Source organism: Butyricimonas muris (genome assembly GCF_046365375.1).
Classification (GTDB): Bacteria; Bacteroidota; Bacteroidia; order Bacteroidales; family Marinifilaceae; genus Butyricimonas; species Butyricimonas muris.
On record NZ_JBKEIT010000002.1, the window covers coordinates 364,151 to 376,299 of the forward strand.

Below are 12,149 nucleotides of genomic sequence, written 5' to 3' on the forward strand. Positions count from 1 at the left end.
TAAATTAAAAGTTATTTTGGAATATCGGAAGTGTCCGAATCGGAGTTTTCTATTTTTAGTTTGATGGGATTGGAACTATCGCCCCACGTGAGAGTCCTGTATGGGAACGGAAATTCGACGTTCTTCGCGTCAAATACTTTTTTCAAACGTCTGCGATATTCTCTTCCGACAGCCCATTGTTGCATGGGTTTGGTTTTGAGGACAAGACGGATAACAACGGCACTGTCCGCGAAGTCATTGACGCCGCTGATGGATATCGGTTCAAGCATCAGTTCCTTGTAAACTGGGTCGTTATACATTTCATCACCGACTTGCTGCATGAGCATGACGGCATTGTCCGTGTCTTCTTTGTACGCTATACCGATTTGCAGGACGATGGCAGACCATTCTTTTGTCATGTTCGAGAGGGTATTAATTTTTCCGTTTTGGAAAATGTGTACTATGCCGGAACTGTCCCGTAGGGTAACGGTACGTAGTTCTATTTTCTCGACCAAACCTTCCGTGCCGTTGATAACAGCCCAGTCCCCGGTACGCAATTGATCTTCCAGCAGGATAAAGAAACCGGAAATAAAGTCCCGAACGAGTTCCTGTGCGCCGAAGCCGACAGCCAGACCGACAATACCGGCACTGGCAAGGATGGGGGCGATGTTGATATTGAATTTGCCGAGAAGAATCAAAAGGAAGATGACCCATAAGAAGATTCTTCCGATACCATATATAATACCCGTGAGTGTGTTTATCCGTTTTTCCGCTTCCATGTCGTCAATATCTGCGGCTTTGTGGGCTTTTGATACGGCAATTTTTTTCATTTTTTTGGTTGTGAAGCGTAATGCCCGGAGTAATGAAACGAAAAGGACGATTAATATCGCGATGGAGGGAAGTTGTATCACGCACCAAGTGATTAATTTGGTCAGCATTTCATTCCAGAAGTTTGCCGTGAATACAGCCGGAACCCGTGATGCGGCCTCTTTCGTGTTCCAGAAAACAATAACCCCGTCTATTTGTGTGCTGTCCGGAATGTTTTTCTCGATTACTTCATTGTTCGTGTTATCCCACCAAGAATCATCCAAGTTAGCTTTGTTAATTAGAAAGTTTGTGCTGACTTTCGGAACAGAAACAACGATCTCGCCCGAAGAGGGAAGGAAATGAATATTGTGATAGGCATCCCGGAGTTGTCCCAGCGTGGAGTTGAGCCCGATGCCCTCTGCCGTCTTGAAGACGGTATCCCGGATGATAATACGGTTGATGTATGAACTGGTATCTCCCGCGACTTCGGAGGTGGCAGTGAATAATAATTTCCCCTCCCGGTCATACACGTTGTAGTCGTCAAACTCTTGATTGAAGAATCCTTCTTTGTTTTTAATCAGTTTGATTTGTTTTTTAGGGTATAACGAGTATAACTTGTTGATATTCGTGCCTCTTTGAATAGGTCCCACGTGATTGGCGCTGATCGTGTACGGGTTTCGGTCGTCGGGATTTTCGATGAAATCGGAGAGTTTTGATTTCTTTCCGCAACTTGCGATCCCCATAACCAAGCAGAGAAGAATCAAGTAATGTTTCATGGTAATATGTCTTATATTTAATATGTTATTATACACGATATATTCGATAAAATTATACAAAACTTATTATCTATACAATTTTGGGTAGGTTTTTGTTCCATTTTGAAAGGGAAATTATTCATTGGAATTTTCAACCGTAACAAGAAAGTAACAAAAAAAGGCGGAAAAACGAGCCTTGTTTAGAACTGTTTTATTTTATTTGTGTTGAAAAACATGTTTTTCAACATGCTCAGGCTTGATTGTCAATGGTATATATCGAGAGAAAAAAATAATGATGCAAACTTGTTTAGATATTTGTATTGGCTACCTTTACGCATGTTTTACAACATAAAAATTGTGTGATTTTGTAATATACATTTTGTAATTTAATATTAAAGAACAAGTAACTAAGTCATGAGTGAAAAGACAGAAGTTATCGACAAAAAAAATATTGTAATCCGTTTTTCGGGGGATTCGGGAGACGGTATGCAATTGACGGGTTCGCAGTTCTCGGATGCTGCAGCTTTATTTGGAAACGGAGTATCAACGTTTCCGGATTATCCCGCGGAGATACGCGCACCGCAAGGAACTGTAGGTGGTGTTTCCGGTTTTCAGGTACATATTGGGGATAATCCGGTGAAAACCCCGGGTGATTTTGCTGATGTGCTTGTGGCGATGAATCCTGCCGCTCTGAAAGCTAATTTGCGTTGGGCTAAAAAGGGTGCAACGATTATCGTGAATTTGGATGCATTTAATGATAAGAACATCGAGAAAGCAGGGTATAAGGCAAATCCATTGGAAGATGTTGTCTTGCAGGATTATAATGTAGTCCCGGTAAAAGTGACAACTTTGACGGAAGAAGCTTTGAAAGACAGCGGTCTGGATCAAAAATCTATCGTTAAATGTAAGAATATGTTTGCTCTTGGTATGATATACTGGATGTTTGACCGTACGGTAGATCACACGAGAGATTTTATTAACCAAAAATTCGGTAAGAAACCGGAGATCGCGAAAGCTAACGTGAAAGTTTTGGAAAGCGGATTTAATTATGCTGCCAACGTACACGCTTTAGCTGTACACTTCAATGTGGCTCCCGCTCATATAGAAAAAGGTCGCTACCGTACGATTACCGGAAACAAGGCAACTGCGTGGGGATTCCTTGCAGCGGCTGAAAAGGCTAATTTACCTTTGTTCTGCGGTTCTTATCCTATTACTCCGGCAACGGATATTTTACAGGAATTAGCATTAAGACGCGATTTAGGAGTGAAAACCTATCAGGCAGAGGATGAGATTGCCGGAATTTGTACTTCTATCGGTGCAAGTTACGTGGGTAATCTGGCTATAACTACTACTTCCGGTCCCGGTCTTGCATTGAAGAGCGAAGCTGCCGGATTGGCTGTAATGGCTGAATTGCCTTTGGTTATTGTTGACGTTCAACGCGGTGGTCCTTCAACAGGTCTTCCCACGAAGACGGAGCAATCCGACTTGTTGCAGGCTCTTTACGGGCGTAACGGTGAAAGTCCTATGCCTGTTGTAGCAGCAAGTACCCCGGGTAACTGTTTTGATTACGCGTTCTGGGCAGCTAAAATAGCTGTTGAACATATGACTCCCGTTGTTCTGTTAACTGACGGTTATCTTGGAAACGGTGCGCAACCGTGGAGGATTCCGGCAATGAAAGATCTTCCGGTGATAACCCCGAGAGTGGCTAAAGAGGGAGATGATTACAAGCCTTACGCTCGTGATCCGGAAACTTTGGCTAGAATGTGGGCTTTGCCGGGAACGAAAGGTCTGGAACACCGCATCGGTGGTTTGGAAAAAGTAAATGTTACCGGAGAGATTAGTTATGTTCCTGAAAACCATCAGGTGATGACTGACTTGCGTGATGCGAAAGTGGCTAAGATTGCCGATTATATCCCGGAACAGGAAGTGTTCGGAAGCCAAGATGGTGGCGACGTGCTTGTTGTCGGATGGGGTGGTACTTACGGTCACTTGTATTCCGTGGTAAAGGAACTGAGAGAAGAGGGTGCGGATGTTAGTTTGGCTCACTTTAATTTTATTAATCCGCTTCCGAAGAACACGGGTGAAGTGCTTGCGAAATTCAAAAAGATTATTGTTTGCGAGTTGAACTTGGGACAATTTGCTCAATATTTGAGAGCTAAATTCCCGGCATATACTTATTATCAATATAACAAAGTAGCAGGATTACCTTTCACGGTAGTTGAGCTGAAAGAAAAAATAACCGAATTATTAGGAAAATAATCATGGCAGAACAATATACACCGAAAGATTTTAAGAGCAACCAAGAGATTCGTTGGTGTCCGGGTTGCGGTGACCATGGTATCATCAACTCTGTACAAAAGGCCATGGCTGAATTGGGGTACCCGAAAGAATCGTGGGCAGTTATTTCCGGAATCGGGTGTTCTTCTCGTTTCCCCTACTACATGAACACGTATGGTTTCCACACGATTCATGGGCGTGCTGCCGCGATAGCATCCGGGGCAAAGAGTGCTAACCCGAAATTGAATATCCTTCAGGTTTCCGGTGACGGTGATGCGTTGGCAATCGGGGGTAATCACTTTATTCACGCTATCCGTCGGAATATCGATATTACCACTTTAGTGTTCAATAACGAGATTTACGGTCTGACAAAAGGACAGTATTCTCCGACCACGAAATTGGGTACGAAGACTAAAACTTCTCCTTACGGTACGATTGAGACTCCGTTTAATCCCGGAGAATTGGTAATCGGTGCACAAGGAAAATTCTTTGCCCGTTCATTGGATATGAATATTAATTTGACTGCCGAGGTGATTGAGGCGGGTGTGCGTCATAAAGGGACTGCAGTTGTGGAGATTCTTCAGAATTGCGTGATTTTTGCCGATGGTGCTCATGCTGCGATTACCGATAAAGAAATGAAAGAGGAACGTCAGTTGATTTTGAAGCACGGCGAACCGATGGTTTTTGGAAAGAACAAAGATAAAGGTATCATGTTCGATATGAAAGCCGGAAAGTTGAAAGTTGTGGAGATTGGCAAAGATGGCATCACTCTTGACGATATCATGGTACATGACGCTCATAGTGTGAATCCCTCTATACATTGGATGCTGGTGCATATGAAAGCTCCGGAATATCCCGTGGCATTGGGAGTTATCCGTGATGTGGAAGGCATTACTTATAATGATGCACTGGAAGGACAGATTGAAGACGTGAAAGCAAAATCACCGATTCATTGTGTTGACGATTTATTGAACAGCGGTGACGTTTGGGAGGTAAAATAAATTGTTTGATAATAAAAAAATAGAGGCGTTTCAATGAAACGCCTCTATTTTTTATTTCGAGTGGGGCATGGATGCGATACCCCATTGGGTATTGGGAATAGAATCCATTTTTAATTTTAAATGTCCGCCGTTTATAATTTCCTTACGATAGAACCAGCAGTCGTCCAACGGTTTGCCGTTTAACGTGGCGGATTGAACGTAATAGTTTGTCGGGGAGCAATTTTCCGTTTCAATGATAAATTCTTTTCCGGAATAATATTTCGGGTCAAGTTTGATTGTAATCTTGTTGAATTTCGGGCTACCGATTTGGTAGGAGGGGGTGATGTTTGTTCCCCCTTGCACGTCGAACAGCCCCATGGCAGCCAGTACGTACCATGCTCCCAGTTGTCCTTGGTCTTCATCTTGCCCGTAGCCATAGCCGTGTTCGGGGGTGAGCCCGTAAAACTCGTCACAAATTAGACGGGTATATAGTTGTGTCAGCCAAGGTTTGCCGGAATAATTGAATAACCAAGCGTCGTGCAGGCAAGGTTGATTACCTTGGTTGTATAGTTTCTCGACACCCGAAAAACTGTCGATTTCTTTACCGCCGCCGAAAAGAGTCTTGCGTGACTCGGCGAACGTGTTTTCCAATCTTTCGTTGAAGACATCTATTCCCATGAGGGAGATTAGATTTTTCACGTCATGCGGAACGTACCACGTGTATTGGGCGGCATTCCCTTCTTGGAATCCTTTCCAGCCTTTCATCGGGTCGAAATCTTTCATGAATGTGCCGTCCTCTTCCCGCGGGCGCATGTATTTTGTTTCAGGGTCAAAAAGGTTTTTGTAAGCATGCGAGTAATATAGCAGCGTGTCATACTCGGCTGTTTTGCCCAAGGCCTTTGCCAATTGTGCCGCGGCATAGCAACTGAACGCGTATTCCAGCGTGTGGGATGCCCCGAAATTGCATACCCACTCGTTCGGGTACACGTAATCTTTCAAGGGTATGTAGCCTCTCTTGATAAAGTATTCGTTATCGTATTTCCCGTTACCCATGTCCCTGCCGATGTATTCCAATTCGTTTTTACGCACGGCATTCCATGCCGTGTGGATATCGAAGTCCCGGATGCCTGCCTGATAAGCGGCACAAATCACTAACCCCTGAAAGTTGGTTTGCACGCCATTCGTGTAGACCCCTGCGGCTTCGCCGTCATGTAACCAACCGGAATTCTTGTAGAAGTCGAGATTGGATTTCACGTAGCTGGAATAGATTTCCGGGTAGGCGAGAGTCCATATTTGCGTGAGGTTCCAGAAGCCGCCCCACATGCCGTCCGTGTTGTGATGGGCGTATTGCGGTAACCCGTGTTCATCCAGAGGAATTTGACCTATCGTCTTGTCATGTTGAATAAATTGCCCGTTTATGTCGTTGGCAATGCCTCTGCCGAGTAGAGCATGGTATAGTCCGGTGTAGAATTTGGTTTTATCTTCATCGGTTCCACCCTCGACTTGTACGCGTCCCAGCATTTCGTTCCATGTTTCGCGAGCGCTGTTTCTCACGTTGTCGAATGTTTTGCCTTTTGACTCTATTTCCCGATTGTTGCGGGCGTTTTCAATGCTCGTGTAGGATAGTCCTACCTGCATTTGTATCTGTTCCTGCTCTTTTGTCTTGAAATTCAAGAATAATCCGCATCCGGGACCTTGTTCGGAATGAGAATTTTCGGTAATCTTGTCATTGACAAATGTACCGACGGATTCCGGTTGCTTGTCCAATTTGGCGGCAAAGTAGATTTTTACTTTTCCTTCCGGCTGACAGAAAATAGCGTAAACCGGGTAGTTTTCCACCCAACCGGTCACCTCGTTGCTTTCGGGATGATAGGTTACTTCCGCATCGGTCACGGTTGCGCTTTCACCTTGTTTGTGTCCGATGTCGAATAATATCCTTGCTTCCGATGATTCGGGGAAAGTGTAGCGGTGAAAACCCGTGCGGGTTGTTGCCGTGAGTTCGGCTTTGATATTGTAATCGGTGAGATTCACGGAATAATACCCCGGTGTGGAGCATTCCGTGTTCTTGTCGATGCGGGAACGATAACCTTCATCCGGGTTTTCAAGAGAACCGGGAAGTGTTTTCAATGTACCCGTGGTTGGGATTGTCACGACTCCCCCGATTTGAAACTCGTGAAAATGGGCAAAGCCCTCGAGCGAATGATGACGGTCATCATATCCACAGGGAGTCCAGCTTCCGTAACTTCCATAGGCGTTTGTCGTCGGGGCTAATTTTGCCATACCCATGGGGAGTGCCGCGGGTGTATAGAAGAACCAACGACAATGCACGGAACCGATTTGTGGGTCTACCCAATCAACGGGTTGCTTTTTTACGTTCGTGTCTTGACACGAGTAAAGTAGTGATATTAACAAGAATAGGCTACTGAGAGTTCTCATGGATGCTTATTATTTTTAAAGTTTTAATGATTTTGCCGACAAAATTATCCTTTTTAGATTTCTTCTTCGGTAAAAAATAATAAATTTGTAATGCAAAGAATTAAAATTTTCTCCTATGATGCATCTGAATATACTAAGCGTTACATTACCTTTGACCAATCCGGTGTTGATATTCTCTGTAATTCTTTTTATTATTCTGTTTGCACCTCTCTTGTTACATCGGTTCCGGATTCCGGATATTGTCGGTTTGATCATAGCCGGTGCCGTGATAGGTCCTTACGGCCTGCACGTTATGGATCGGGATAGCAGTATCGTGTTGTTCGGGACGGTAGGATTATTGTATATCATGTTTGTTGCCGGTCTGGAAATAGACATGGCGGATTTCAAAAAGAATAGCAAGAGAAGTTTAATATTCGGTTTGTACACGTTTTTTATTCCGATGATTCTGGGAACGTTTGCGGGAGTCTATTTATTGGATTTTTCTTATCCGACTTCCATATTGTTGGCGAGTATGTTTGCTTCGCATACTTTGGTGACTTATCCGATTGTCAGTAAATACGGGATCACGAAAAACAGGGCGGTCAATGTTGCGATCGGGGGAACTGTTGTTACTTGCCTGCTCGCTCTGCTCGTGTTGGCGGTGATTGTCGGAATGTCTACGGGGGAACTGACTCAAGGTTTTTGGATCAGACTGGGAGTTTCGACGGTATTGTTCGCGTTTATTGTCTTGTGGGTTTTTCCTGTCGTGGGACATTGGTATCTCAAGCGTTATGATGATCGGGTAGGGCAATTTATTTTTGTGCTGGGATTGGTCTTCTTGGCTTCTTTCTTGGCGGAGGCCGCCGGGTTGGAGGCAATTATCGGGGCATTCCTTGCGGGGTTGGCATTGAATCGTCTGATTCCGAATACTTCCGCTTTGATGAACCGGATCGAGTTCGTGGGAAACGCTCTTTTTATCCCGTTCTTTTTGATAGGAGTCGGGATGCTGGTTAATTTTCACGTGTTTTTTAATGATCTGACTTCGATATGGGTAGCGGTAGTTATGACGGTGGTAGCCACGGTTTCCAAGTTTATTCCGGCATGGTTGACTCAACGGAATTTTAAATTCACGAGTTCGGAGAGAACGTTGATTTTTGGGTTGAGTAACGCGCAAGCCGCGGCAACTTTGGCAGCAGTGTTGGTCGGGTATAACGTGATATTAGGGACGACACCGAACGGGGAACCGATTCGTTTGCTGAACGAGAGCGTGTTGAACGGTACGATCGTGATGATTCTGGTGACTTGTATTGTCGCTTCCTTTGCCACGCAGAAAGGGGCGCAAGAGGTAGCCTTGGCGGAGTTTGCCGAGGAAGAGATGGAAAGTGACGAGGATGCGGAAGACCGGATATTGATCCCGTTGAGTAATATCGAGAACGTGGAAGAGTTGGTCAATCTTGCCGTAACTATAAAATCAAAGAAAGCGAAGGCGGTTATGACCGCTTTGAACGTGATTAAAGCGGACACGGGTGATTCGACGGCAGAAAAAAGAGCGAATCTGTTATTGGAAAAAGCCACGAAAGCGGCAGCCGCCACGGACAACCAGTTAGTGACTTCTTTGCGCTATGACGACGACGTGGTGAACGGTATTAAAAATGCCACGAAAGAACATAAGATCACGGATATCGTGTTGGGACTCCGTAAAGAGGGCGAGATATCGGATACTTTCCTAGGTAATCTGACAGACCGGGTTTTGTCGAAATGTGCGACGACTACTTTGGTGTACCGTCCGTCGCAACCCTTATCGACAATCAAACGATATATCGTGGTGGTTCCCCCTCGTGCCGAACGGGAAATCGGTTTTCCGTATTGGGTTATACGGATATGGAATATTGCTAAAAATTCGAGTAGTAAAATTATATTTTATGCTGATGCCTCGGTGTTGTCGGTCTTGCAGGAAGTGAATGCGAAACATGCTGTTGAAGTCGAATTTAATGAATTTGCCGATTGGGATGATTTCCTGATTATTTCCCGTGATGTGAAGGAGAACGATGCTTTGATGATCGTGATGAGCCGTCGGAATTACCCGTCTTACGTGAAAAATATGACGTTGGTGCCGACGTATCTGAACAAATATTTCAATAGGCATAGTTGTATTTTGATTTACCCGATGCAAATAGGTATAGGTGAACAGGAACTTGGAGCGCTAAAGAGTATACCGCATGCGGATTCACATGATAGTCTGGATGATTTGGCGGACGTGATGAGGAGTCTGTTTAAAAGGAATAAATAATTTTATGTGGTAGGTGTATGAAAAAAGTCGTTGTCATTTTAGGGATTATTTTACTGGCTTATGCGTTTAAGGAAATGTCCCCGTTCGAGAAAAAGTTATTGAGTAACCTCACGGCACAGATTCGGGAATTGCAGCAGGAAAAACTTTATCTGCACACGGATAAAAGTGTCTATAACGTGGGGGAAAAAGTCTGGTTTCGGGCGTATCTTGTTCATGCGGCGGGCTTGCAGCCTATCGTGTACAGTCGATTCGTGTATGTTGATTTGGTAGACCGACGGGATTCTATCGTGCAGCGTATCAAGGTTGTGTCACGGGATTCTTCTTTTTACGGTCAGGTGAATATCCCGAAGGATTTGCAACAAGGGGATTATTGTTTGCGGGGATATACTTACTATATGCAGAATCAAGGGGAGAATTTCCTGTTCAAGAAGAAAATACGGGTTATAAATCCGGAAGATTCCAAGGTGTGGACGGATGTGACTTACACGAAAAACCGGGAGAATAATTACACGGCGACGATTCGGTTGCTGGACAGCGAGGGAGAGCCTTATGATAGGGTTTTACTGACCTATATTGCCGGAATTAAAAAGGATCAGTATTCCAAGAAAAACGCCCGGACGGATAAGGAGGGGAAATTCGAGGTGAAGATTGACACCACGATGAAAACTATCGAGGTGGAGTTTCCGGAGGGACGTCCGTTTCCTTTCAAACGATATATTCATATACCAGCCCATTTGCGGGATTTTGACGTGCAGTTTTTCCCGGAAGGCGGTTCGTTGTTGTCCAATAATTGGCAGAAAGTGGCGTTCAAGGCTATCGGGGCGGATGGGCGTGCCGTTCATGCCTGCGGAGAAGTATATCAGGATTCCGTGGTGATTGCCACGATAGAAACAGTACATGACGGGATGGGATGTTTCAAGTTACCGGTGAATCCGGGTAAGGAATTTTATGCCGTCATGAGAACGGAAGAAGGGGTAGAAAAGCGATTTGATTTGCCCAAGGTTTCTGACGACGGGTGGGGTATTTCGCTTATCGGGCAGGACTCCATGTTACATTATCGGGTAATTAAGGCAGTGAATGCGAAATTACCGAAAGAGTTGTATGTTCTGGTACATTGCCGCGGTATGCTTCTGGGGTCCAACCGGGTAAACGGATTAATGAAAGGAAGTATCGATATGAGTGTTATTCCGGAAGGAATTTCACATATCGTGTTGATGGACGGGGATGCTAACGTGTATAGCCAGCGTTTGTTTTTCAGGAAGCTCAAACAACGTCCCGAATTGAAGATCACCACGAATAAACCGACTTATGTCAGTCGGGAATTGGTGGAGATGGAAATTGATTTCGATGAACCTTTCAAGGGATATCTGGACGGCTCTTTTTCTATTTCTGTCACGGACAATGATAAGGTGGTGCAGGATTCGCTGGAGGATAATATTTTGTCCAATCTGCTGATGACTTCCGATATAAAGGGGTATATAGATCATCCCGCGTATTACTTTAACGATACAACCCCGGAGGTTGCTGCGCATCTTGACCTCGTGATGATGACTCACGGGTGGACCCGGTTTGACATTTCCAAGATTGCTAAAGGAGAGTTCTCTGAAATGAAATTCCCGTTGGAAATCGGACAAATCGTGTCCGGACGGGTAAATAATTTCTGGGGGAAGAAGTCAAAAGGAGCGAATATCGTGTTGATTTCCAATTACGGGCTTTGCCGTATGGTGGAAACGGACGAAACGGGAAATTTTGTCGTGGATGGAATAGCATTCCATGACAGCACGAGTTTTCTGGTGCAGGCATTGAGCGCGAAAGGGCGTCGGGGGGTTACCGTGAGAGTGGATGAGGATGAATTTCTGCCTGCCGTTTATGACTTACCCTATAATATGCAGGAGAAAAAGAAAGAAGAGGAATTTTACAAGAAACACGGGTTGAATTACTATTACGAGAATGGCGAGAAAATATACGTGTTGGACGAGGTGCAAGTCGTCCGGCGGAAAATCAAGAAGTCTTACTCGTTCTATGATAATCTGGCGAACCACCAGTTGGATTCCGCCCAAATTGCCGAGAACGGAATGTTCGATATCACCCAGATTATCCAATTGTTGCCCGGTGTCACTTTCGAGAAGGATGACGAGGGGGAAGATTGTTTCAAGCAGTTCGGGCGTAAACTTTATGTACTGGTGAATGATTTCGAGGAGCCGATGGATCAAATCCGGTTGATTCCGGTGGGTGCGTTACGGAATATTTCTTTGTTAGACCGTATGCAGGGACAGATCTTTTTTGGCGAACGGGGAGCGAACGGGGTGTTGATTATTTCAGCGGAACCGGGATGGACTCCGAAACCCTTGGGACGTCCGAACGTATTACCGTTTAAACTACTGGGTTATCAAGTACCGGACGAATTCTATGTACCGAAATATGACGTGGATTCCGTACGCAAGGACAACCGCTATGACGAACGTTCCACGATTTACTGGAAGCCGGTTGTGACGATAGACAAGGAAAATCCGGCAAAGCTGTCGTTCTATACCGCTGATACTTACGGGAAATATATCGTTACCGTGGAGGGAATCACGACAAATGGAATTATTTGCCGGAAGCGAATACCGTTAATATTGAAATGAGAAGTTGCATTGGGATGTT

At 44.8% G+C, this 12,149-nt stretch carries 6 protein-coding genes; 4 read left to right on the forward strand and 2 right to left on the reverse strand.

Annotated features, from left to right (window positions below; all coding sequences use genetic code 11):
• Window positions 1-11: 11 nt before the first annotated feature.
• Window positions 12-1,562 carry a mechanosensitive ion channel family protein gene (locus ACK8P8_RS04500; RefSeq protein WP_222621185.1) on the reverse strand — a complete coding sequence of 517 codons (1,551 nt, stop codon included), beginning with the start codon at window positions 1,560-1,562 and terminating at the stop codon, window positions 12-14.
• Between the two features lie 393 nt (window positions 1,563-1,955).
• Here ACK8P8_RS04500 and ACK8P8_RS04505 point away from each other — a divergent pair, with 393 nt between their 5' ends.
• Both ACK8P8_RS04505 and ACK8P8_RS04510 read left to right on the forward strand, forming a co-directional pair.
• On the forward strand, window positions 1,956-3,800 hold the full coding sequence (locus tag ACK8P8_RS04505) for a 2-oxoacid:acceptor oxidoreductase subunit alpha (protein WP_369859300.1): 1,845 nt from the start codon (window positions 1,956-1,958) through the stop codon (window positions 3,798-3,800).
• A 2-nt stretch (window positions 3,801-3,802) separates the two neighbouring features.
• Entirely contained in the window at window positions 3,803-4,819 is a 1,017-nt protein-coding gene (locus ACK8P8_RS04510; protein ID WP_099290538.1) for a 2-oxoacid:ferredoxin oxidoreductase subunit beta, read from the forward strand.
• Window positions 4,820-4,870: 51 nt separating this feature from the next.
• On the opposite strand, the gene ACK8P8_RS04515 is transcribed toward ACK8P8_RS04510, so the two are convergent.
• Entirely contained in the window at window positions 4,871-7,234 is a 2,364-nt protein-coding gene (locus ACK8P8_RS04515) for a GH92 family glycosyl hydrolase (RefSeq protein ID WP_369859299.1), read from the reverse strand.
• A 115-nt stretch (window positions 7,235-7,349) separates the two neighbouring features.
• Between ACK8P8_RS04515 and ACK8P8_RS04520 the strand changes: the two genes are divergently transcribed.
• Together ACK8P8_RS04520 and ACK8P8_RS04525 are read left to right on the forward strand one after the other, a co-directional pair.
• Window positions 7,350-9,503, forward strand: coding sequence for a cation:proton antiporter domain-containing protein (locus tag ACK8P8_RS04520; RefSeq protein ID WP_369859298.1), 2,154 nt, complete (start codon window positions 7,350-7,352; stop codon window positions 9,501-9,503).
• Between the two features lie 17 nt (window positions 9,504-9,520).
• A complete protein-coding gene (locus ACK8P8_RS04525) occupies window positions 9,521-12,130 on the forward strand; it encodes a hypothetical protein (protein ID WP_369859297.1) in 2,610 nt (869 codons plus the stop codon).
• Window positions 12,131-12,149: the final 19 nt, after the last annotated feature.

Excerpts from the sequence above, each read along its gene's own strand:
- ACK8P8_RS04500 (WP_222621185.1), bottom strand. The coding sequence starts at position 1,562 with ATGAAACATTACTTGATTCTTCTCTGCTTGGTTATGGGGATCGCAAGT.
- ACK8P8_RS04505 (WP_369859300.1), top strand. The coding sequence starts at position 1,956 with ATGAGTGAAAAGACAGAAGTTATCGACAAAAAAAATATTGTAATCCGT.
- ACK8P8_RS04510 (WP_099290538.1), top strand. The coding sequence starts at position 3,803 with ATGGCAGAACAATATACACCGAAAGATTTTAAGAGCAACCAAGAGATT.
- ACK8P8_RS04515 (WP_369859299.1), bottom strand. The coding sequence starts at position 7,234 with ATGAGAACTCTCAGTAGCCTATTCTTGTTAATATCACTACTTTACTCG.
- ACK8P8_RS04520 (WP_369859298.1), top strand. The coding sequence starts at position 7,350 with ATGATGCATCTGAATATACTAAGCGTTACATTACCTTTGACCAATCCG.
- ACK8P8_RS04525 (WP_369859297.1), top strand. The coding sequence starts at position 9,521 with ATGAAAAAAGTCGTTGTCATTTTAGGGATTATTTTACTGGCTTATGCG.